The organism is Arthrobacter tecti (assembly GCF_054511355.1).
Genome location: NZ_JBTNCT010000004.1, coordinates 82,007 through 103,408, shown reverse-complemented (window position 1 = coordinate 103,408; position 21,402 = coordinate 82,007). Strand labels below are relative to the sequence as shown.

At 63.3% G+C, this 21,402-nt stretch carries 22 protein-coding genes; 19 read left to right on the top strand and 3 right to left on the bottom strand.

Annotation, left to right across the window (positions count from 1 at the left end; translation table 11 throughout):
• Positions 1 to 15: 15 nt before the first annotated feature.
• The gene (locus tag ACX80C_RS06915) at positions 16 to 483 is read right to left on the bottom strand and encodes a GNAT family N-acetyltransferase (protein WP_459325627.1); all 468 of its coding nucleotides are present in this window, start codon (positions 481 to 483) and stop codon (positions 16 to 18) included.
• A gap of 75 nt (positions 484 to 558) precedes the next feature.
• The gene (locus ACX80C_RS06910) at positions 559 to 1,173 is read right to left on the bottom strand and encodes an SACE_7040 family transcriptional regulator (protein WP_459325626.1); all 615 of its coding nucleotides are present in this window, start codon (positions 1,171 to 1,173) and stop codon (positions 559 to 561) included.
• A gap of 142 nt (positions 1,174 to 1,315) precedes the next feature.
• Between ACX80C_RS06910 and ACX80C_RS06905 the strand changes: the two genes are divergently transcribed.
• The 7 genes from ACX80C_RS06905 to ACX80C_RS06875 are packed head-to-tail and all read left to right on the top strand — an operon-like array spanning position 1,316 to position 8,934.
• Positions 1,316 to 2,920, top strand: coding sequence for a carboxyl transferase domain-containing protein (locus tag ACX80C_RS06905; protein ID WP_459325624.1), 1,605 nt, complete (start codon positions 1,316 to 1,318; stop codon positions 2,918 to 2,920).
• 5 nt (positions 2,921 to 2,925) lie between these two features.
• A complete protein-coding gene (locus ACX80C_RS06900; protein WP_459325622.1) occupies positions 2,926 to 4,989 on the top strand; it encodes an acetyl/propionyl/methylcrotonyl-CoA carboxylase subunit alpha in 2,064 nt (687 codons plus the stop codon).
• Positions 4,983 to 6,146, top strand: coding sequence for an acyl-CoA dehydrogenase family protein (locus ACX80C_RS06895; protein WP_459325878.1), 1,164 nt, complete (start codon positions 4,983 to 4,985; stop codon positions 6,144 to 6,146). The genes ACX80C_RS06900 and ACX80C_RS06895 overlap by 7 nt, the downstream gene beginning before the upstream one ends.
• A gap of 32 nt (positions 6,147 to 6,178) precedes the next feature.
• On the top strand, positions 6,179 to 6,964 hold the full coding sequence (locus ACX80C_RS06890; protein ID WP_459325621.1) for a CoA transferase subunit A: 786 nt from the start codon (positions 6,179 to 6,181) through the stop codon (positions 6,962 to 6,964).
• 3 nt (positions 6,965 to 6,967) lie between these two features.
• Positions 6,968 to 7,624 carry a CoA transferase subunit B gene (locus ACX80C_RS06885; protein ID WP_459325619.1) on the top strand — a complete coding sequence of 219 codons (657 nt, stop codon included), beginning with the start codon at positions 6,968 to 6,970 and terminating at the stop codon, positions 7,622 to 7,624.
• The gene (locus ACX80C_RS06880) at positions 7,614 to 8,129 is read left to right on the top strand and encodes a MaoC family dehydratase (RefSeq protein WP_459325618.1); all 516 of its coding nucleotides are present in this window, start codon (positions 7,614 to 7,616) and stop codon (positions 8,127 to 8,129) included. Before ACX80C_RS06885 ends, ACX80C_RS06880 begins: the two co-directional genes overlap by 11 nt.
• Positions 8,122 to 8,934, top strand: coding sequence for an HpcH/HpaI aldolase/citrate lyase family protein (locus tag ACX80C_RS06875; protein ID WP_459325616.1), 813 nt, complete (start codon positions 8,122 to 8,124; stop codon positions 8,932 to 8,934). Before ACX80C_RS06880 ends, ACX80C_RS06875 begins: the two co-directional genes overlap by 8 nt.
• 41 nt (positions 8,935 to 8,975) lie before the next feature.
• On the opposite strand, the gene ACX80C_RS06870 is transcribed toward ACX80C_RS06875, so the two are convergent.
• Positions 8,976 to 9,431, bottom strand: a complete 456-nt coding sequence (locus tag ACX80C_RS06870; RefSeq protein ID WP_459325615.1) for a MarR family winged helix-turn-helix transcriptional regulator — start codon at positions 9,429 to 9,431, stop codon at positions 8,976 to 8,978.
• 581 nt (positions 9,432 to 10,012) lie between these two features.
• On the opposite strand from ACX80C_RS06870, the gene ACX80C_RS06865 reads away from it, so the two are divergent.
• The 12 genes from ACX80C_RS06865 to ACX80C_RS06810 all read left to right on the top strand — a co-directional run bounded on the left by ACX80C_RS06865 (position 10,013) and on the right by ACX80C_RS06810 (position 21,400).
• Positions 10,013 to 10,879 carry a GNAT family N-acetyltransferase gene (locus ACX80C_RS06865; protein ID WP_459325614.1) on the top strand — a complete coding sequence of 289 codons (867 nt, stop codon included), beginning with the start codon at positions 10,013 to 10,015 and terminating at the stop codon, positions 10,877 to 10,879.
• 114 nt (positions 10,880 to 10,993) lie between these two features.
• Positions 10,994 to 11,665 carry an SDR family oxidoreductase gene (locus ACX80C_RS06860; RefSeq protein ID WP_459325612.1) on the top strand — a complete coding sequence of 224 codons (672 nt, stop codon included), beginning with the start codon at positions 10,994 to 10,996 and terminating at the stop codon, positions 11,663 to 11,665.
• 50 nt (positions 11,666 to 11,715) lie between these two features.
• Positions 11,716 to 12,921 (top strand): 1-deoxy-D-xylulose-5-phosphate reductoisomerase, encoded by a 1,206-nt coding sequence (gene dxr / locus ACX80C_RS06855; protein ID WP_459325611.1) that lies wholly within the window; start codon positions 11,716 to 11,718, stop codon positions 12,919 to 12,921.
• 27 nt (positions 12,922 to 12,948) lie between these two features.
• Positions 12,949 to 14,298: a M50 family metallopeptidase gene (locus tag ACX80C_RS06850; protein WP_459325609.1), complete on the top strand. Its 1,350-nt coding sequence runs from the start codon at positions 12,949 to 12,951 to the stop codon at positions 14,296 to 14,298.
• Positions 14,299 to 14,362: 64 nt separating this feature from the next.
• Positions 14,363 to 14,968, top strand: a complete 606-nt coding sequence (locus ACX80C_RS06845; RefSeq protein ID WP_459325607.1) for a MarR family transcriptional regulator — start codon at positions 14,363 to 14,365, stop codon at positions 14,966 to 14,968.
• Positions 14,969 to 14,972: 4 nt separating this feature from the next.
• Complete coding sequence (locus ACX80C_RS06840) at positions 14,973 to 15,407, top strand: hypothetical protein (protein WP_459325606.1); 435 nt, start codon at positions 14,973 to 14,975, stop codon at positions 15,405 to 15,407.
• Positions 15,408 to 15,477: 70 nt separating this feature from the next.
• Positions 15,478 to 15,774, top strand: a complete 297-nt coding sequence (locus tag ACX80C_RS06835) for a YciI family protein (protein ID WP_459325605.1) — start codon at positions 15,478 to 15,480, stop codon at positions 15,772 to 15,774.
• A gap of 40 nt (positions 15,775 to 15,814) precedes the next feature.
• Positions 15,815 to 16,981, top strand: coding sequence for a flavodoxin-dependent (E)-4-hydroxy-3-methylbut-2-enyl-diphosphate synthase (ispG, locus tag ACX80C_RS06830; RefSeq protein ID WP_459325603.1), 1,167 nt, complete (start codon positions 15,815 to 15,817; stop codon positions 16,979 to 16,981).
• Entirely contained in the window at positions 16,935 to 17,828 is an 894-nt protein-coding gene (locus ACX80C_RS06825; protein WP_459325601.1) for a GNAT family N-acetyltransferase, read from the top strand. Before ispG ends, ACX80C_RS06825 begins: the two co-directional genes overlap by 47 nt.
• A 37-nt stretch (positions 17,829 to 17,865) precedes the next feature.
• Positions 17,866 to 18,684, top strand: coding sequence for a hypothetical protein (locus ACX80C_RS06820; RefSeq protein WP_459325599.1), 819 nt, complete (start codon positions 17,866 to 17,868; stop codon positions 18,682 to 18,684).
• 112 nt (positions 18,685 to 18,796) lie between these two features.
• Positions 18,797 to 20,596, top strand: coding sequence for a proline--tRNA ligase (locus tag ACX80C_RS06815; RefSeq protein ID WP_459325597.1), 1,800 nt, complete (start codon positions 18,797 to 18,799; stop codon positions 20,594 to 20,596).
• Between the two features lie 9 nt (positions 20,597 to 20,605).
• A complete protein-coding gene (locus tag ACX80C_RS06810) occupies positions 20,606 to 21,400 on the top strand; it encodes a sulfite exporter TauE/SafE family protein (protein ID WP_459325596.1) in 795 nt (264 codons plus the stop codon).
• Positions 21,401 to 21,402: the final 2 nt, after the last annotated feature.

The following is a 21,402-nucleotide window of genomic DNA, read 5'->3' as shown; positions in this document are numbered from 1 at the left end:
GGGTTGGTGCCGGTTCTAGCGCAGTTCCAGCACCAGTTCCCGGACGACGGCGCCGCGTGCATTCGCGAAACCCTGCGCTTCCCCGATGGTGGTGAAGCCGTACCGTTCCAGGATGCGGATGGAGTTCGTGTTGTCCGCGACAGCCCGGGCGCGTAGCGGCCGTTCGGGGAACTCTTCGAGGAAAAGCCCAACGGCCGCCGTCGTAATGCCCTGCCCCCAGCGTGCCTTGTCAATCCAGTAGCTGATTTCAGGGATGCCGTTCTCGCGGTAGGCGAGGATGCTTCCCACCACCTCGCCGTCGGAGACGATGGTGCGCACTGTGACCGTTGGATCGTTCAGGATGTCTTGCCAGTGATGGTTGAAGACGCCGCGGTCCGAGGGGTTCTTGGCGCTGAATGCGGCCATGTGGTTGGCGCTTGGGTCGAGCTGGTGGGAGAAGAACTCGTCCAAATCGGCGGGTTCGACGGCGCGTAGCGTGATCACTGGGAGCTTTCAGGTAGACGGAACAGTAAGTGCAGCACGTGGAACTGTTTGCTTCTTCATCAGCGTACTAGGCACTCAGGCATCGACGTTCAGTGCAGCCCAGGCCATGTCTTCGAGGAGTTGGCGCAACTCAGCTGTATCCCTGCTGCTCTTGCGGCGGTGGGTGGAATGGGGCGTCGAGTTGATGAGACCGAAGGCTGCGTGCGCTTTGCGGCGGAGCTGGCTCCGGGTTGAGGTGGGGTCGAGGGTGGCCAGCGCGTCCACCCACACCTCGACGTAATTGCGCTGCAGTGAGCGGACCGTCTCCTGGTCGGCTTCCGCGAGCGAACTGAGATCCCGGTCCTGCACCCGGATGACGTTGGCATTGCGCAGGGCGAAGTCCACCTGGAATTCAATGAGGCCGCGCAGCGCCTGCTCCGGGGTGGGGGACTCGGCCACCACGGCGTTGCTTCCCTCGAGCAGATCCTCGCTGACTCCGGTCAGCAGCGCTGCGAGGACGGCGGGCTTTCCGCTGAAGTGCCGGTAGACGGCAGGACCGCTTACACCGGCTGCTGACCCGAGGTCCTCAATGGACACACCGTTATAGCCGCGTTCAGCGAAGAGTTGTGCGGCGGCATCGAGCAGCGCGGCGCGCCGGGACGCCTTGGCCAGACTGCGGCCGGTCATCCTGATGGGTACTGCGGCGTCCATGCCCGCCTTCCGTAAAACTGTGTGCGTATTTCTGTTGGCACCCCGGAGGGCTTTACCTATTGTGGTGGACATGTCGGTTAATAGCCACTAACCTAATTTGAGTTAATGTCTACTAACTGAGCGGGTTACCGAAAGGACGTCAATGGAGACCCTGGCATCGCGCCTGGACCCTGGAGCTGACGCGTTCCGGCTAAATGATGCCGGCCAGCGCGAGCTCGCTGCCGAACTTCGTGAGCGGCTCGCGAAGACCGCACTCGGCGGCCCTGAACGGTCACGTGAACGGCATGTGGCCCGCGGCAAGCTATTGCCGCGGGAACGCATCGATCAGTTGCTTGATCCGGGAAGCCCGTTCCTTGAGATCGCTCCGCTGGCGGCAAACGGGATGTACAGCGATGAGAGCCCCGGGGCCGGCGTCATCGCCGGCATTGGGCTCGTCCACGGCCGTCATGTGCTCGTAATCTCCAATGACGCCACGGTCAAGGGCGGCACCTACTACCCGATGACCGTCAAAAAACACCTTCGCGCGCAGGAAATCGCACTGGAGAACAACCTCCCATGCGTGTACCTCGTTGACTCCGGTGGAGCCTTCCTTCCGAAGCAGGATGAGGTTTTCCCTGACCGTGAGCACTTCGGCCGGATCTTCTACAACCAGGCCACCATGTCCGCACGGAAAATTCCGCAGATCGCTGCGGTTATGGGTTCATGTACCGCGGGTGGTGCCTACGTCCCTGCGATGAGCGATGAGACGGTGATCGTCCGTAACCAGGGCACCATTTTCCTTGGCGGACCGCCGCTGGTGAAGGCCGCAATCGGCGAGATCGTGACCGCGGAGGAACTGGGCGGCGGTGACGTCCACGCGAAGACCTCCGGCGTCGTCGACCATCTCGCGGAGAACGACCAGCACGCACTCGAAATCGTTCGGGACATAGTCTCAACCCTGCCGCTTCCCGAAACCGCGTGGACTCCCGGGACGAGCGAGGCCCCGGTTGTGGACCTGCAAAGCCTTTACGGCGCCGTGCCGGTGGACGTGAACGCACCCTATGATGCCCGCGAGGTCATCGCCCGGATCGTGGACGGAAGCCGCTTCCACGAGTTCAAGAAGGAATACGGCACCACCCTGGTCACGGGGTTCGCGTCCCTTCACGGACACCAGGTGGGGATCGTTGCGAACAACGGCGTCCTGTTCGGCGAATCCGCGCTCAAGGGCGCCCACTTCGTCGAGTTGTGCGATCAACGGGGAATTCCGCTGATCTTCCTGCAGAATCTTTCAGGGTTCATGGTCGGCCGCGACTATGAAGCCGGCGGTATCGCCAAGCACGGAGCAAAGATGGTGACCGCGGTGGCAACGTGCCGGGTGCCCAAGCTGACCGTCGTCGTCGGCGGCTCGTTCGGTGCTGGCAACTACTCGATGTGCGGGCGTGCCTACTCGCCCCGCTTCCTGTGGATGTGGCCGGCCAGCCGAATCTCGGTCATGGGTGGAAACCAGGCGTCCTCCGTGCTGAGCACGGTCAAGCGCGATCAGCTCGAGAGCCGTGGCGAGGAGTGGAGCGCCGAGGACGAGGAAGCTTTCAAGGCCCCGATCCGCGAGCAGTACGAGGCGCAGGGCAGTCCCTATTACTCGACGGCCCGCCTCTGGGATGACGGCATCATTGATCCGGCAGATACTCGCCGGGTGCTCGGTCTGGCGCTGGATGTCTGCGCCAACGGACCGCTGCCCGAGACCTCCTTCGGCCTCTTCAGGATGTGAGACCCATGAAAAACACAGCACTCTTCGACTGCGTACTGGTCGCAAATCGCGGTGAGATCGCTTGCCGCGTCATTCGCACCCTCCGCGCGCTGGGTATCCGTTCGGTGGCCGTCTACAGCGATGCCGACGCCGGTGCCCGCCACGTGGCCGAAGCGGACCTCGCGGTACGCATCGGCCCCGTGGCGCCCGCGCAGAGCTACCTGAACATCGAAGCGATTATTGCCGCCTGCAAGGCGACGGGCGCCCAGGCTGTGCATCCCGGCTACGGGTTCCTCAGCGAGAACCAGGCGTTCGCACGTGCCCTGGATGACGCCGGCGTCGCGTTCATCGGACCCAAGGTGCACGCCCTCAACATCATGGGCGACAAAATCCGGTCGAAGAACCATGTGACCGGCTTCGATGTACCGGTGGTTCCGGGCATTGCGGAGTCGGGCCTGAGCGACGCGGACCTCATTGCCGCGGCGCCGCAGGTTGGCTACCCGCTGTTGATCAAGCCGTCGGCCGGCGGCGGCGGCAAGGGTATGCATGTAGTGGAGCGTCCCGGGGACCTCCCTTCCACGCTCGAAACCGCGCGGCGCGTCGCGGCTTCCGCCTTTGGTGATGACACGCTGTTCCTGGAGCGGTTGGTTCGCAAGCCGCGCCATATCGAAGTGCAGGTCCTGGCGGATACGTACGGGAACGTCATTCACCTGGGCGAACGGGAGTGTTCCCTGCAGCGCAGGCACCAGAAGGTCATCGAGGAAGCACCGTCTGCGCTGCTCGATGAGGCAACCCGGGCGCGTATCGGCGAAGCGGCCTGCAACGCCGCACGCAGCGTCGACTACGTCGGCGCAGGCACGGTGGAGTTCCTTGTCTCGGACGAGGCCCCGGACGAGTTCTTCTTTATGGAGATGAACACGCGCCTGCAGGTGGAGCACCCGGTGACTGAGATGGTCACGGGGGTGGATCTCGTTGAATGGCAGGTACGTATCGCGGCAGGGGAGAAGCTGACCGTCGCCCAGGACGACGTCGTACTGACCGGCCACGCGGTCGAGGCGCGCGTCTACGCGGAAGACGCCGAGGCAGGCTTCCTGCCCTCGGCGGGCACCGTCGTCGGGCTCTCTGAACCGCAGGGTGAGGGCGTGCGCGTGGACAGTTCGCTGCTGCCCGGGCTGGAGGTGTCGCCCACCTATGACCCCATGCTCTCGAAGGTCATCGCCTGGGCATCGTCCCGGCCAGAGGCGCTTGATCGTTTGGACACAGCGCTCGCAGGCACGCGGATCGCGGGACTGCGGACCAACGTCGAGTACCTGCGCCTACTGATCAACGACGACGACGTTCGCGCAGGCAAGCTCGACACCACCATGATCGAGCGCAAACTTCCCGATCTCACCTTCCGTGCACCTACGGACGCTGAAATCGCTGCGGGCGCGGCATTGCTTTCCGTACCCGATGCGTCGGGGACCGGTGCGTCCGCCGATTCGCCGTGGCACCGTGGAGACGGCTGGCGGATCGGCGGTGCCCATGTCGGCATTCCCCTACAGCTGGAGGTCGGGAGTTCCGCTGTCCGCAACGTGACGCTCACACGGGACGGCGACGTTTCCCGCGTCGATGTCGGCGGCACCGTGTTCCAGGTGTCCCTCCTTCCTGGCGGCCCGGACACCGTGCCGCTCCGCGCCGTCGTCGACGGCGTCACACTTTCCACCCGTTTCGTGGCCGCCGGATCCACGCTGTGGCTCACGGACGCGGGCTGGTCCATGCCCGTGCGCAGGCTCTCGCGGCAGGAGATCCTGCAGGCGCAGCTGGCCTCGATCGCCCGTGCCGAAGGGACAGCGGATCCCGAGGTTCGCTCACCGATGCCGGGCACCGTGATCACGGTGAACGTGGCCGACGGTGACACCGTCGAGGAAGGTCAGGTCCTGCTGAGCGTCGAGGCAATGAAAATGGAGCACCAGTTGACCGCCGCCGTCACGGGAACGGTGGTCATCAACCTGAGCCCGGGCGATCTGGTTTCCGCAAACCAGGTGGTCGCGCGTATCCACCCTGAGCAGTCAGACACCCCCACAGAACAGGAAGAGCCCACATCATGAATTTCGAACTGAGCGAGGAATACCAGGATCTCGTCGATACCGTCCGTGACTTCGCCGACCAGGTTGTGGCACCGGTCTCGGCGAAGCACGACGAGGAACACAGCTTCCCGTATGAGGTCATCGCGCAGATGGGGGAGATGGGCCTGTTCGGGCTCCCCTTCCCCGAACAGTACGGCGGCATGGACGGCGACTACTTCGCGCTGTGCCTTGCCCTGGAGCAGATCGCCCGCGTTGACCAGTCCGTCGCGATCACCCTCGAAGCGGGCGTCTCCCTTGGCGCCATGCCGATCTTCCGCTTTGGCACCCAGGAGCAGAAGCAGCACTGGCTGCCGCAGCTGACCAGCGGCGAGGCGCTTGCCGGGTTCGGGCTGACCGAGTCCGAGGCGGGTTCGGACGCGTCTGGGACGAAAACCAACGCGAAGCTGGTTGATGGAGAGTGGATCATCAACGGCACCAAGGAATTCATCACCAACTCGGGCACGGACATCACCCGGCTCGTGACGGTTACCGCGGTCACCGACACCAGCACGCGCGAGGACGGCTCCGTGAAGAAGGAGATCTCAACGATCCTCGTTCCCACCGACACGCCGGGCTTCGCTGCTGAAAAGGCCTACAACAAGGTCGGTTGGAACGCGTCGGACACCCACCCGTTGACGCTCAAGGACGTGCGGGTTCCCGAGGCTAACCTGCTCGGTACCCGCGGCCGCGGGTACGCCAACTTCCTGCAGATCCTTGATGAGGGACGCATCGCCATCGCCGCGCTTGCAACCGGTGCCGCACAGGGCTGCGTCGATGAGTCCATCCGCTATGCCAAGGAACGGCAGGCTTTCGGAAGCAACATCGGTGCCTATCAGTCGATCCAGTTCAAGATCGCCCGGATGCAGGCACGCGCGCACACTGCCAGGCTCGCGTACTACGACGCCGCCTCCCGGATGCTCGCAGGCAAGCCGTTCAAGACGCAGGCCTCCATCGCTAAGCTGGTCGCAGGCGAGGCAGCCATGGACAACGCCCGCGATGCCACCCAGGTATTCGGTGGTTACGGGTTCATGAATGAGTTCACGGTGTCCCGCCACTATCGTGACTCGAAGATCCTTGAGGTCGGAGAGGGAACCACCGAAGTGCAGCTGATGCTCATTGCCCGCGAACTCGGACTCTAGGCTTCACTGATAAAAGCGTCGAAGGAGAAGCAGTGATAGACAAAGTTGTCGCTTCAGCCGCTGAAGCCGTGGCGGACATCCCTGACGGTGCATCGCTGGCCGTCGGAGGGTTCGGGCTGTGCGGAATTCCCGTGGCATTGATCGACGCGCTGCATAGCCAGGGAACCACTGAGCTCGAGACCATCAGCAACAACTGCGGCGTTGACGGCTGGGGCCTGGGCCGGCTGCTGGACGATCACCGTATCCGGCGGACCGTGAGCTCCTACGTGGGCGAGAACAAGGAGTTCGCCCGGCAATACCTGTCCGGTGAGCTGGAGGTTGTCCTCACGCCGCAGGGCACCCTGGCGGAGAAACTGCGCGCGGGCGGCGCCGGGATACCCGCGTTCTACACGACGGCAGGTGTGGGCACGCAGGTCAGCGAGGGCGGGCTTCCCCAGAAGTACGACGACGCCGGCAACATTGCGGTTGCCTCCCAGCCCAAGGAGGTACGCGAGTTCGGCGAACAGGATTATGTTCTCGAAGAGTCAGTCGCTCCCGACTTCGCGTTGGTCCATGCCTGGAAGGGTGACCGGCACGGCAACCTGGTCTTTCATGCGACGGCGATGAACTTCAACCCCCTGTGCGCCCAGGCCGGACGTATCACCATCGCTGAGGTGGAAGAACTCGTGGAACCGGGTGATCTCGACCCCGCCCAGATCCACACCCCGGGCATTTTCGTTCAGCGGGTCGTTCACACTCCGGACACCGAGAAGCGCATTGAGAAGCGGACAGTGTCACTGAACTCTACTGAACCGTCCAGCCAGGCAAAGGAGCACTAGAGAATGGCGCTGACACGAAATGAACTGGCTGCGCGTGTTGCGCAGGAGTTGGAGAACGGGCAGTACGTCAACCTTGGTATTGGGATGCCCACGCTCATTCCCAATTACATTCCCGAGGGCGTAGAGGTTGTCCTGCACTCCGAGAACGGGATCCTCGGCGTCGGTCCGTACCCCACCGAGGAGCAGCTTGACCCGGATCTCATCAATGCGGGCAAGGAAACCGTGACGGTCAACAAGGGTTCGGCGTTCTTCGACTCGGCCGCTTCCTTCGGGATGGTCCGAGGCGGGCATGTGGACCTCGCGGTGCTCGGCGCGATGGAGGTTGCGGCCAACGGTGACCTCGCCAACTGGATGATCCCCGGCAAGATGGTCAAGGGCATGGGCGGCGCCATGGACCTGGTGTTCGGTGCCAAGCGGCTCATCGTCATGATGGAGCACGTGGATCGGAACGGGAATCCCAAGATCGTCAAGGATTGTTCCCTTCCCCTGACCGGCAAGGGCTGTGTTGATCGGATCATCACCGATCTTGCCGTGATCGATGTAGACCATGAGCGTAACGGCGGGACGCTGGTCCTACGTGAGACAGCATCTGGTGTGAGCGTCGACGAGGTTGTTGCTGCGACCGGAGCTCCACTGGAGGTCGAGCTCGATGACCGCTGAAGAGTCCGGAGCCCGCACAATTGTTCAGCGCGGGCTCTACTATGACGAACTTGAGACGGGCGTCGTCTACGCACACCGCCCCGGCAGGACGCTCACTGAAGCGGACAATGTCCTGTTCACTACGATGACAATGAACACGCAGGCGCTGCACCTTGATTCGGCGTGGAGTGGGGAGCAACCCTTCGGCCAGCGTCTGGTGAACTCGATGCTCACCCTGGCAACCGTCGTCGGGCAGTCAGTCACCCAGCTCACCCAGGGAACCATCGTCGCCCAGCTTGGACTGAACGATATTTCCTTTCCCAAACCCGTCTTCCACGGGGACACCCTCTACACCGAGACCGAGATCACCGAGAAGCGTCCGTCGAAGTCGCGTCCCGGGCAGGGACTGGTAACCATGAAGCACACCGGACGGAACCAGGACGGTGAGGTGGTGGCCCTGGCTACCCGGACCGTGCTGATGTGGACCGCGGGTGCGCATGGGGAGGGCAGGGGCGTTCATGACTGACTTCGGCATGGGGCCGGCCCTGCTCTTTTGCCCCGCAGACCGCCCGGAACGTTACACCAAGGCAGTGGAACGTGCGGATGCCGTGATCATTGACCTCGAAGATGCGGTTGCACCCGAGGACAAACCGACTGCACGCCAGGCGCTCGTCGAAAGCACACTTGATCCGGCGCGGACCGTCGTGAGGCTGAATCCCGCGCAGACTCACGATTTCGCGAAGGACCTTGAGGCGCTTCGGGATACCCCGTACCGCACCGTGATGCTTGCAAAAGCCGAGGGGGCTGCCGACCTGTGGGGGCTGAACGGCTTCGAGGTCATCGCCCTCTGTGAGACTGCTCGTGGTGTGATGAACGCAGCCGAGCTGGCTGAGGAGCCCAACGTAGTTGCGCTGATGTGGGGTGCCGAGGATTTGGTGGCTTCCCTTGGGGGGACGGGCAGCCGCAGGAACGACGGCGGTTACCGCGACGTCGCTTTGCACGCGCGGTCGCGGGTGCTGCTTGCTGCTGGAGCCGCGGGCAAGCACGCGGTGGACGCTGTGTACGTGAACATTCCCGACCTCGACGGTCTGGCCGAGGAGGCGCGCGATGCAGTGGCGTCCGGCTTTGGCATGAAGGCCTGCATACATCCAAGCCAGGTCCAGGTCATCAGGGATGCGTACCGGCCTTCAGAGGCCGAGGAGCAATTCGCGCGTGACGTCCTCGCAGAAGCGCAGCGTCAGGGCGGCGTGTTCAAGTTCCAGGGCAAGATGGTCGATGGGCCGACTCTTCGGCATGCCGAGCAGACTCTGCGCCGAGCGACGCGCGACTGAAGCGGGCGGGGCGCGCCTAATGTTGACGGTCGCGGTGCCGTCTATTGTTCCGTGTCGTCCCAGCCGAGATTGCTTGCCATGCGCCGCAGTACGTCCACGGTTGCCTGGTACTCAGCCGGAGAGATCCCCTCAGCGATAAGATCCCGGTTTCGCTCAACGATTGCGGTTAGTTTCAGCACGCTGCTGCGGCCCAGGTCAGTGAGGGAGTAGCGGCCACCGTCGAGGCTGATCCAGCGACTCTCCGTGAGTTCGGCGATGTCTTCGCCGGTTGTCTCTTCAGGGGGTGTCTCGCCGGCAACCGCACCGCCCGTCGATGGCTCGATGACGGCGTCAGGAAAAGCCTCAGCCAACTGAGTTGTCGTTGCAGGCGTTTCGGCCAGCACGTTCAGGAGCTGCCATTGGCGGCGGGTTACACCGTGTTCCTCCATAGCAGCGTTGAACTGATCGGTGATCAGTCGGTCGACGAGTGCGAGCCAGAATCCAATGGGGCGTTCCACGTTTCCACTGTACAAGTACGCAAGGTGGTCCAGCGCGAAAGCAGCGGTCGATCAGGGCCTGCACTTCATCAGGAGCATTCGTCGGTCGGATCTTCGGGCATTGGCATCGGGGTTGCGCTTCTCATCTCGGCTTCAGTCAGCGGAGGGCCTGTCGCGGTTTCTTCTGCGCTTGCGGCCGAAGGGCGGCTCGATGCGCTGACTGGTGGGATTGATTCAGGCGCTTCAGAATCTTCAGTGGATGTGCAAGTAGTAGCTGGACTAGGCAAGTCGCTTCTCGGTGAACCGCTGGCGGGCTCAGACGGGAAGCCAGACTCAGCGCCGCACCCAACGGCGGACATCAATCCGATCGCTAGGACCGATACCGCCAGTGTTCGCCGTGCTGGTGCATTAAGGACGCTCATGCTCAATCATGTCCCGGCGCAGGAGCCATTGGAAGGTAATTCGGTTGGTCCGCTGCCAACGTAGGGGTGCTTCCTACTCGGCTATGACGGTCACGCTGGCGGTGTGATCATGAACGCCAAACGCAGGAGGACCGGCGTGGGGACGCAGGTTGACCGCTGATCCGGTATGTCATGGAATGTATGTCGATCACCTTAGCTACCCCGGACGTTGCGAATCTGGGTCAGGTACTTGAAGCCCTGCGCTCCTGGCAACACGATGGCATGCCCATACAGCTCCATCCGGGCGATATTGGATGGGCCTGGCAGATCGGTGCGTCGGCCCTGGCCGAGCGACTCCGGATTTGGTCCCTCGATGGAAGCATCCACGCTGTCGGACTGCTGGACGGCCCCACGCTCCTGCGGTTGGCGGTCGCTCCAGATGCCAGTGAGAATGAGGAGCTTGCCGCGCGTATTCTCACCGATGTTACTGACCCATCGCGTGGAGTCCTACCGAGCGGAACATCATCCGTTGAGGCGCGCTTCGGAACCGCAATACGATCTGGTCTTCAGGATGCCGGGTGGATGGGAGACGAACCCTGGACGCCCTTCGCCCGCGACCTCACCGCACCCGTGCAGGAGTGCGGCATGCGCATCGAGACCGTAGGGCCGGAGCTGGCCAATGCACGAGTCCAGGTGCAGAATGCATCCTTCGACAACTCACGCTTTAGCGAGGAGCGATGGCGCACCATGGCGAATGGCCCGGCCTACACCGATGCGCGTTGCCTGCTCGCATATGACGAACAGGGATCGGCTGTGGCAACCGCGACCGTCTGGTCCGCCGGAATCAACAGGCCCGGCCTCATCGAACCGATGGGCGTGGCGGGGAACCAGCGCGGCCACGGCTACGGGACTGCGATCACACTGGCGGCCGCCGCAGCGCTTCAGGAAATGGGATCACCGAGTGCGCTCGGGTGTGCGGAGAGCGCAAACGTGGGTGCTGTCGCTACTTACAAGGCGGCCGGATTCACCTGCTACCCGGAGGTCCACGACTTTCGCCGGAATGTATAGCCCGGCGCTTGCTTCCAAAGCGACCGTACGCCCGCGAGCACGGTTCCACGCAGCCCGTTCAGGGCCGTGTGATGGAATGGGTAAGGAACTGAACGCCTCGAAGGTTAGGACACCATGAAGGTAGTTATCGCCGGAGCGCACGGAAAAATCGCACGTCAGTTGACCCGCCTTCTGAATGATGGTGGCCATCAGGTGACCGGTTTGATCCGTTCCGAACAACAGATCCAGGACATTAACGACGACGGCGGTACGCCCGTGGTGCTCGACCTTGAGTCGGGCACGGTGCAGGAAGTGCAGCAGCACCTTCAGGATGCGGACGCCGTCGTCTTCGCTGCCGGAGCAGGATCGGGTAGCGGGATTGAGCGCAAGGACACCGTAGACCGGGCTGCATCCGTGAAGCTGGCCGACGCTGCCGAGGCCGCCGGCGTCGGACGATTCATCCAGGTTTCGGCCATGGGCACTGACGCCGTTCGTGACGGTCAGCGCCCTGACGGGCTCGACGACGTCTTCTACGCCTACCTGCAGGCCAAGCTTGCAGCAGAGGAAGACCTCAAAGTCCGCCGTACCCTGAGCTGGACCATCCTGCGCCCGGGCCAGCTCACCGACGACCCCGGCACCGGCCGGGTGAAATTGTCCTCGCACGCCGGACGAGGCCCAGTACCGCGCCAGGACGTCGCCGCTGTACTCAGCGCCTTGCTGGAGTCACGGCTTGGAGACCGCAGGGTGCTCGAGCTGGTAGCGGGCCCCGAATCAATCGCTGACGCGATCGCGGCCATTCCCCGCTGAGAAATCCGCACCAAAAAATCAAGCAAGCCGCGGTACGGAATACTGAGGGTATGGAGTTCTCCCGCGTACCATCAGCCCCACGCCGCGTCGTCATCCTCGGGTCAACCGGCTCCGTGGGGGTTCAGGCGCTGGACGTCATCGCGCAGGCGCCCCACCTGTTCACGGTGGCGGGCGTCTCGGCAGGCGGCGGGAACCTGGCACTGTTGGCGAGCCAGGCGGTGGAAGCCGAAGCTCCCGTCGTTGCAGCGGCAACCGGCACAGAACGGGAGCTTCGCGACGCCATCGCACTAGCCGCGCGGGATGCCGGCAAGTCCGGCTACCGGCCTGAAATCCTCACCGGCACCGACGCGTCGGCCACGCTTGCCGCCTGGCCGCACGCCGACGTCGTTCTCAACGCCATCACCGGATCCATTGGGCTGGCACCCACGCTCGCCGCACTGAAGCAGGGGCATCTGCTCGCGCTGGCCAATAAGGAGTCGCTCATCGCGGGCGGCCAACTCGTGAAAGACGCCGCAGGCGAGGGGCAGATCGTGCCGGTCGACTCGGAGCATTCCGCCATCGCCCAGGCCCTGCGCGCCGGAACACCCGACGAGGTCGAGCGACTGATCCTCACCGCGTCGGGTGGGCCGTTCCGCGGCCGCAACAGGGCAGAGATGGAGGCCGTCACTCCGGCGGAGGCGCTTGCCCACCCCACCTGGGATATGGGACTCATGGTGACAACCAACTCCGCGACCATGGTGAACAAAGCACTGGAGGTCATTGAGGCGCATCTGCTCTTCGATGTGCCGCTGGAGCGAATCGACGTCGTCGTGCATCCGCAGTCGGTGATCCATTCCATGGTGGAGTTCATCGACGGCTCCACCCTTGCGCAGGCATCACCGCCCGACATGCGGCTGCCTATCGCCCTCGGACTGGGCTGGCCGAAACGGGTGCGCGGCGCGGCGCGCCCCTGTGACTGGAGTGCAGCGGCCTCCTGGACGTTCGAGCCACTTGATCATGAAGCGTTCCCGGCCGTCGAGCTGGCCAAGCAGGCCGCCGGTCGCGGCGGGACCCACATGGCCGTCTACAACGCCGCGAACGAGGAGGCGGTGGCTGCCTTCCACACCGGACGCATCCGATTCACCGCTATCGTTGACACGGTCAGCGCGGTGCTGGCTGAACACACCAGCGACCAGCTTCTTACCCTCCAGTCAGTGCTCGACGCCGAAGACTGGGCACGCCGCAGTGCCCGGATTCGTTGTGGTTTGCAGGACTGAATCCCACCGCCCGAAAAGGAATCTTCGTTGTCCATTGTGCTCTTCCTAGCCGGCGTGATCTTCGTTGCGGTTGGCATTGCCGCATCCATCGCGCTGCACGAAGTGGGCCACCTCGTCCCCGCCAAGCTGTTCAAGGTGCGGGTCACGCAGTACATGATCGGCTTCGGCCCGACAATCTTCTCGAGACGGAAAGGCGAAACCGAGTATGGCGTGAAGGCGCTTCCGCTTGGCGGCTACGTATCGATGGTCGGTATGTTCCCGCCGGGGAAGAACGACGACGGCGAGGGCTCCGTCCGGCAGTCCAGTACCGGCATGTTCCAGCAGCTCGCGGCGGACGCGCGGCAGGCGGCAGCGGAGCAGCTCCAGCCAGGCGACGAAAACCGGGTCTTCTACAAGCTGTCTATCTGGAAGCGCATTGTCATCATGCTCGGTGGGCCGGTGATGAACCTGATCATCGGCATCGTCATGTTCGCGGTGCTCATCATGGGGTTCGGTTCCGCCCAGGCCACCACTACTGTCTCGGACGTTTCGCGTTGTGTGATTCCGGTCAGCCAGCAGGAGGAGACAGGCCAGACTGACTGCGCTCCGGGTGACCCGACCGCCCCTGCCTACGAAGCCGGCCTGCAGCCGGGAGACAGGATCGTGGGCTTCGACGGCCGGGAGGTCACTAGCTGGGAGCAGCTCTCCGCCTGGATCCGTGACACCGCGGGCCAGGAAGTGCCGATCAGTTACATCCGGGACGGCGAGACGATCACTGCGACCATCGAACCTCTGCTGACCGAACGCCCAATCCCGGATGTGGACGGCCGCGCCAAACTGAACGACGACGGCACTCCCGTCATGCAGGAAGTCGGCTTCGTAGGCGTGGGCCCCCAATCCGAACTTGTCCCGCAGCCGGCCTCCGAGGTCATGCCTGCGGTGGGGGACAGTCTGGTGAGGGTCACCGGCGTCGTTCTCAATCTTCCCCAGCGCGTAGCCCAGGTAGCCGAGGCAGCCTTCTCGGATGCACCGCGCGATCCAAACGGCCCGATCAGCGTGGTGGGCGTGGGCAGAATCGCGGGCGAAGTGTCCGCGATGGAGGAAATTCCGTTCGAGGCCCGTGCCGCCACCCTCGTCGGCCTGGTCGGTGGGGTGAACCTGGCACTGTTCGTGTTCAACCTGATTCCGCTCCTGCCCCTGGACGGCGGCCATGTTGCCGGTGCGCTCTGGGAGGGCTTGCGGCGTATGGTTGCCAGGGTTTTCAGGAAGCCGGATCCGGGGCCTTTCGACATGGCCAAGCTCCTTCCTCTGACCTACGTTATGGTCGTTCTCCTCATGGGTATGGGCGCCCTGTTGATCTACGCCGATATCGTCAAGCCGGTCAACCTGTTCGGCTAGGTTGAATTTGGATTCTCACCCTTATTTGGTTGAATTGGAGTTATCAACCATCTAAGGTTGACAAATGTACGTCCTGACGATTGACCAACGAAACAGCCGAAAGGGCCAGGACCGGATCCCGGAACTGATTTCGGCGCTCAGCGATATCCGGACCGAAATTCCCTTCGAACGCTCGGTCGGTGATGAGGCGCAGGCTGTCCTGTCCTCCGCCGAGGGTGTCATCGACGTGACTATGCGGTGCCTCCGGGATGGCGGGTGGTACGTGGGTATCGGTGTCGGGGCGATCGAGCTCCCCCTTCCCGCGAGTCCTCGGGAGGGCAGGGGCGAAGCGTTCGTGGCGGCGCGCGCCGCCGTCGAACGCGCCAAGAAAGCCGCAGACCGCACGCCTGTCGCTGTCGAGGGCCCATCTCCGGCGGCGGAAGCGGAGGCCGTGCTTGCCCTGATCGGACGGTTCGTGATGCACCGCTCCCAATCCGAATGGCGGATCCTGGATCTGTTGGAGCCGCAGCAGAGGGGAAGCCAGTCCGCCGTCGCCCGCGCCCTGGACATCAGCCCGCAAGCTGTCAGCAAAGCCGTGAACAGGTCCGCCTGGATCGAGGAATGGGCGGCACGTCCGGCTGCGGCAGTATTGTTGCAGCTGGCAGATCAACCGAAAGGCCGGGGGGAATGAACTGATGGAGATCCTGTACGGAATTTCTGCCTTGTTCGCGGCCGGATTCCTCGGTTGGCCGATCACGCTCACAGTGCTCCGCCTCGCTAGCAGCGTCGATGAGCGTGAATCCCCGGATGATGGGACCGAGGCGCACGACGACGGCGCGTCGCCAGAATCCGAAGCCGCCACGACTGCCGCCCCAACCGGCTCACCGGACACAGCGGGCGTCCTCAGCGGAGGATTGGTGATCGGCATCCTCGAGCGGATGGCAGTGGCGCTGGCCATCCTCCTGAACGAGCCGGTGGCCATCGCCTACGTCGTCGCGATCAAAGGTCTGGGCCGGTATGCAGAGTTGAAGGAAACCCCTGCGGCGGCCGAACGGTTCATCATCGGCACCCTCACCTCGCTGCTGTGGGCCTGTGGTGTCGCCGGTCTCACAGCGGCCTACCTCCTCTGATCAGGTAGCGCCTACCGGCCCCGAAGTTCGTTGCGCTTCGCACCGGTCCTGAGCCACTAGACTCAACAGCATGAGTGTTTTCGCAGTCGAGTACGTATACGGGGCCGAATCCGCAGCGGCCCGGGATGAGCACCGGCCGGCGCATCGTGAATGGCTGAACGGACTGGTCAAGCAGGGGAATGTTCTGGCCTCAGGTCCCTTCGTTGACAACGCCGGCGCGCTCTTGCTGTTCGTTGCCGAGAGCGAAGCAGATTTGAATGAACTCCTGAAGCAGGACCCTTTCGCAACGGCGGGCACCATTTCCGCCGTCAAGACAACGCAGTGGAACCCCGTTGTCGGCGTTCTCTCGGAGCACGCGGACAAATAGCCGTAGTAGTACCACCAGCAACCTACCCCTGGAGGATGCATTGACCTCGGTCAACCTCGGAATGCCTGACGCACCGCCACCTACCCTCGCCCCTCGGCGGAAGACCCGCCAGATCAAGGTTGGGTCCGTGGGGGTCGGATCCGACTCACCTATCAGCGTCCAGTCGATGACCACCACCCCGACCACCGACATCAACGCAACGCTCCAGCAGATCGCTGAGCTCACGGCGTCGGGCTGTGACATTGTCCGTGTTGCCTGTCCTTCAGCAGACGACGCCGAAGCGTTGCCCATCATCGCCAGGAAGTCGCAGATCCCGGTTATCGCGGACATCCACTTCCAGCCGAAGTACGTCTTCGCCGCAATCGATGCGGGCTGCGCCGCAGTGCGCGTGAACCCCGGTAATATCCGCAAGTTCGATGATCAGGTGAAGGAAATTGCAGCCGCCGCGAAGGCTGCCGGCACGTCGATCCGGATTGGCGTCAACGCTGGTTCACTGGACCCCCGCCTGATGGAAAAGTACGGCAAGGCCACTCCGGAGGCGCTGGTTGAATCCGCTGTGTGGGAAGCATCGCTGTTCGAGGAACACGACTTCCACGATTTCAAGATCTCGGTCAAGCACAACGATCCCGTGGTGATGGTCCGCGCCTACGAGCTCCTCGCCGAACGTGGGGACTGGCCTCTGCACCTCGGTGTAACCGAAGCCGGACCGGCCTTCCAAGGGACCATCAAGTCCGCCACAGCCTTCGGTGCGTTGCTGTCAAAGGGGATCGGTGACACCATCCGCGTCTCCCTCTCCGCCCCGCCGGTCGAGGAAATCAAGGTGGGCAATCAGATCCTGCAGTCGCTCAACCTGCGTCCGCGGAAGCTCGAGATCGTTTCTTGCCCGTCCTGCGGAAGGGCGCAGGTGGATGTCTATACCTTGGCTGAAGAGGTGACTGCCGGGCTTGAGGGCATGGAAGTGCCCCTGCGCGTCGCGGTGATGGGCTGCGTGGTGAACGGACCCGGCGAGGCACGGGAGGCGGACCTCGGTGTGGCCTCCGGAAACGGTAAGGGGCAGATTTTCGTCAAGGGAGAGGTCATCAAGACTGTCCCTGAGGACCAGATTGTTGAGACACTCATTGAAGAAGCAATGAGGATTGCCGAAGAGATAGGCGTTGCCGATGGCGAATCTGCTGGGTCGGGTGGCCCCGTGGTTACCGTCCGGTAAGGAGCCACCGCGCGAAGCCGAGTTCCGGACGCTTGGCAGGAAAGACACGCCACAGCTGTGGCGGCTGGTGAATTCAGACAGCACGGCCAACGTGTTCATGGCCTCGCACCTGGAAATAGCGGGATCAGCCGCGCCGTCGTCGTCGGGTGGAGAAGTGATCGGCACTTTCCGCGGCTCGCGCCTGGTTTCCGCGTGCTGGACCGGTGTCAACGTTGTCCCGGTTGGCATGGCGGACGACGACGGCGCGTTGCTCGGATCGCAGCTTGGAATGAGCGGCCGCCGATTCTCATCCATCTTCGGTCCGGCCTCGTCCGTGATGTCGATCTGGTCCACGTTGAAGCCCTTCAGTCCTGAACCGTTCGACGTGCGTGCCGAGCAGCCGTTGCTTGAGATCCGACAACCCTCAGCCATTCCGCCCAATCCGTCCTTGCGTTTCACCCGCCCGCACGAGCTTGAGAAAATTCTTCCCGCGTGCGCCGCAATGTTCGAGGAAGAGGTGGGCTACTCGCCCTATGTAGGCGGGGAGGAGCACTACCGCAGGCGCGTGGCCGGCCTGATCCGCAGGCAGCACTCGCTGGTCGATTTCGACGACGACGGCCAGGTCATCTTCAAGGCTGAGCTCGGCACGGTGTCGGCCCGTGCCGTCCAGATCCAGGGCGTCTGGATGAACCCCGCCTACAGAGGGAAGGGCCTGAGCGCCGGCTACATGTCCGGGGTTGTCGGCGAATCCCTCAAACTCGCTCCTGTCGCAAGCCTCTACGTGAATTCCTTCAACACCCGTGCGCTGGCCCTCTATAAGACGGTAGGGTTTACCCGCACCGGGGAGTTCGCCACGGTACTGTTCTAGCAATGCTCCCTCGCAAGTCTCAGCTGAAAGGCCCGTCATGAAAAAAGCGACCCTGTACGCAGGCGGCACAGCAGTTCTACTTGCCTTGTCTTTCGGTGTGAGCGCCTGTTCGGGGGATCCGGCAGGGGAGGAGCCGTCGTCGTCGGCTGTATCCACCAACCCGAGTGAAGCACCGTCCGAAGCGCCGTCCGACGAGCCGTCCGACGAGCCGTCGGGTGAACCGACTGAGGCTGACTCCACCGAACCGGCATCGACTGGCACGCAGTACACCGCAGATGAACTTGAGGCAGTGCTGACCGCAATCAACGAGGCAGAGGCGCTGAATGCGCAGGTTATTCCTGACGCGGAGCTTCGCCCGCTGCTTGAGGGCAGCGCCGCGGAAGGACTCGAAGACATCGTGGTCACTCCCGAAGAATGCAACGTCTTCGCCGAGTCCGACCTCCCGGAGCTGACCGCGGAAGCGAATCTTGCGGTCATGACGTTCGCGGGGGAGTCCTCGCTACAGCCGGACACGTTGAGCCTCTCGAGCGTGCCCTCCGAGGAAACCATCGCCGAGCAGCTTGCTGCCAGCCGCACCCAGCTTGAGCAGTGCTCGGAATTTGAGATGGAGATTTCGGGCCAGGTGGTCACGGCAGCCGTTCAGGAGCTCGAAACGGAAACCGACGCGGAGGAAGAAGTAGCCGTCCAGACCACCGTCCAGGTTCCCGGAAGCGTCCAGGAATCGGTGACGGTCACGGGCTTCGTCGGCAGCACCAGCATCAACGTGCTCGTTGGAAGCTCCGGGGACCCGCAGGCGGATGTGGAACGCGCTGCCGGGTTGATCAATCTGGCCGTCGCGGAGCTCGCAAAACTGTAGCCGGGGCCGGTGTCACCGGTTAGCTTCCGGACCGGTTAGATTGGTAGATGTTGTTTGCCGCCGCCGGTCAACGGATCGGCGGGGGATAGTGCCAAAGAAACGGATTCCAAGCGTGGTCCTTCGACTCTCCACCCTCTTCCTGCGCACCCTGCGCGAAGATCCTGCCGACGCTGAAGTCGCCAGTCACCGGCTGCTGTTGCGCGCAGGCTATATTCGCCGGGCAGCCCCGGGCATCTACAGTTGGCTGCCGCTGGGCCTTAAGGTCCTCGCGAAAGTGGAGAACATCATCCGCGAGGAGATGGATTCCATTGGTGCCCAGGAGGTCCACTTCCCCGCGTTGCTGCCCAAGGAACCCTATGAGGCCACGAACCGGTGGACGGAGTACGGGGACGGCATCTTCCGGCTGAAGGACCGCAAGGACGCGGACTACCTGCTGGCGCCCACCCACGAGGAAATGTTCACGCTCCTGGTCAAGGACCTGTACAACTCGTACAAGGACCTTCCCCTGAACCTCTACCAGATCCAGACCAAGTACCGGGATGAGGCACGCCCCCGGGCAGGGCTCCTGCGCGGGCGCGAATTCATCATGAAGGATTCGTACTCCTTCGACATCGATGATGACGGTCTGGACCGCAGCTACCATCTGCACCGGGCGGCCTACCTCCGGATCTTCGAACGCCTGGGGCTCGAAGTTATACCTGTTGCTGCAACGGCCGGCGCCATGGGTGGGTCCAAGAGCGAGGAGTTCCTCCACCCAACGGAAATCGGTGAAGATACGTTCGTCGTGTCCGACGGCGGCTATGCAGCCAACGTCGAAGCCGTCAGTACCGTTGTGCCTGAGGATATCGATTACACGGATGCTCCCGGCGCCGAGGTGAGGGACACTCCCGACACTCCAACCATCGAGACCCTCGTAGCGCACGCCAATGCGGCCCTTCCGCGTGAAGAGCGCGATTGGACGGCGGCGGACACCCTCAAGAATGTCGTCCTCGCCGCCGTCCTTCCCACAGGTGAACGTGAACTTGTGGTCATCGGCGTGCCCGGGGACCGCAACGTCGACCTGAAACGCATCGAAGCCAATATCGGCGCGCACCTCTCAGTAGGCGGCGAGGTCACCGTCGAGGCAGCTACTGATGAAGACCTGAAGAAGCACCCCGGGCTCGTCAAGGGCTACATTGGACCCGGTCTGAGTCTTGATGCGGCAGTACTCGGATCCAAGGGCTCAACCGGGCTCACCTACCTGGTGGATCCCCGCATCGTATCCGGAACCGTTTGGGCGACCGGCGCCAACGTCCGCGGCAAGCACGTCTTCGGGCTGGTGGCGAGCCGAGACTTCTGCTGGGACGGCGTGATCGAATCCGTGGAAGTGAAGGAGGGCGATCCCGCTCCTGACGGCTCCGGGTCCCTGCGCACTCAGCGCGGGATCGAGATGGGTCACATCTTCCAGCTTGGTCGCAAATACGCGGAGGCGCTGCACCTGAAGGTGCTGGATCAGAACGGCAAACTCACCACTGTGACCATGGGCTCTTACGGTGTTGGCGTGACCAGGGCGGTGGCTGCGCTCGTCGAGTCCAACCGGGACGAGAAGGGTATCGTGTGGCCGCGGAACGTCTCCCCGGCCGATGTCCACCTGGTGGCCACGGGTAAGGGCGAGGAGGTTTTCGCTGCTGCGGAGCAGCTTGCGAAGGAGCTCGACGCCCACGGTATCGGCGTGATGTATGACGACCGTCCCAAGGTGTCGCCAGGAGTGAAGTTCGGCGACGCGGAGTTGATCGGTATTCCCACTATCGTCGTTGTTGGCCGCGGACTGGCGGAGGGCGTTGTCGAAGTGAAGGACCGGGCTTCCGGGACGAGCGAGAACGTGGCGGTTGCCGACGTCGTCGATCACCTCCGTGCGTTGATCAAAAACTAAGGGCACCCGTTGGTTTCAGGGCTGGAGGAGATCCAGCTCGCAACAATCGTGCTTGTAGTTGTTGCCGGTTTCGCTGCGGGCTGGGTGGATGCGGTGGTCGGCGGTGGTGGACTCATCCAACTCCCCGCGCTTCTCATGGTTCCCGGTATCACGCCGGTGCAGGCGCTTGCGACCAACAAGATGGGATCCATCTTCGGTACGACCACCAGTGCCGTCACCTACTTTCGGCGAGCCAGGCCGGACCTGAAAACAGCAGTTCCCATGGCGGTGATTGCGCTGGCTGGAAGCTTCGGCGGAGCAATACTTGCCTCGTCACTGCCGGCCTCCGTGTTCAAGCCAGTCATCATTGTGGCGCTGATAGCCGTCGCTTTCTTTACAGCGTTCCGTCCGACGGTAGGCACCCTGACGAAGCTCCGGTACACCGGTCACCGCCACTACGGCACAGCGGGTGCCATTGGGCTGGTAATCGGCTTCTACGACGGGCTGCTCGGACCGGGCACGGGTTCCTTTCTCATCATTGCAATGGTGACCCTGCTCGGTTACAGCTTCCTGGGGGCCAGCGCGAAAGCGAAGATTGTGAACATGGCCACCAATCTCGGGGCTCTGGCGTTCTTCGTGCCGAATGGCTCCCTGCTGTGGGGGCTTGGGCTGCTGCTCGGCGGCGCCAACATGGCGGGCGGATATCTGGGTTCGAGAATGGCGATCACGAGGGGCAGCACTTTCATCCGGGTTGTTTTCCTGGTTGTGGTCGCGGTGCTGATCGTGAAGCTCGGCTACGACGTGTGGGCTGAAAATATCCGCTGACC

Excerpts from the sequence above, each read along its gene's own strand:
- ACX80C_RS06880 (WP_459325618.1), top strand. The coding sequence starts at position 7,614 with ATGACCGCTGAAGAGTCCGGAGCCCGCACAATTGTTCAGCGCGGGCTC.
- ACX80C_RS06905 (WP_459325624.1), top strand. The coding sequence starts at position 1,316 with ATGGAGACCCTGGCATCGCGCCTGGACCCTGGAGCTGACGCGTTCCGG.
- ACX80C_RS06865 (WP_459325614.1), top strand. The coding sequence starts at position 10,013 with ATGTCGATCACCTTAGCTACCCCGGACGTTGCGAATCTGGGTCAGGTA.
- ACX80C_RS06835 (WP_459325605.1), top strand. The coding sequence starts at position 15,478 with ATGAGTGTTTTCGCAGTCGAGTACGTATACGGGGCCGAATCCGCAGCG.
- ACX80C_RS06900 (WP_459325622.1), top strand. The coding sequence starts at position 2,926 with ATGAAAAACACAGCACTCTTCGACTGCGTACTGGTCGCAAATCGCGGT.
- ACX80C_RS06910 (WP_459325626.1), bottom strand. The coding sequence starts at position 1,173 with ATGGACGCCGCAGTACCCATCAGGATGACCGGCCGCAGTCTGGCCAAG.
- ACX80C_RS06840 (WP_459325606.1), top strand. The coding sequence starts at position 14,973 with ATGGAGATCCTGTACGGAATTTCTGCCTTGTTCGCGGCCGGATTCCTC.
- ACX80C_RS06845 (WP_459325607.1), top strand. The coding sequence starts at position 14,363 with ATGTACGTCCTGACGATTGACCAACGAAACAGCCGAAAGGGCCAGGAC.
- ACX80C_RS06885 (WP_459325619.1), top strand. The coding sequence starts at position 6,968 with ATGGCGCTGACACGAAATGAACTGGCTGCGCGTGTTGCGCAGGAGTTG.
- ACX80C_RS06820 (WP_459325599.1), top strand. The coding sequence starts at position 17,866 with ATGAAAAAAGCGACCCTGTACGCAGGCGGCACAGCAGTTCTACTTGCC.
- dxr (WP_459325611.1), top strand. The coding sequence starts at position 11,716 with ATGGAGTTCTCCCGCGTACCATCAGCCCCACGCCGCGTCGTCATCCTC.
- ACX80C_RS06860 (WP_459325612.1), top strand. The coding sequence starts at position 10,994 with ATGAAGGTAGTTATCGCCGGAGCGCACGGAAAAATCGCACGTCAGTTG.
- ACX80C_RS06825 (WP_459325601.1), top strand. The coding sequence starts at position 16,935 with ATGGCGAATCTGCTGGGTCGGGTGGCCCCGTGGTTACCGTCCGGTAAG.
- ACX80C_RS06875 (WP_459325616.1), top strand. The coding sequence starts at position 8,122 with ATGACTGACTTCGGCATGGGGCCGGCCCTGCTCTTTTGCCCCGCAGAC.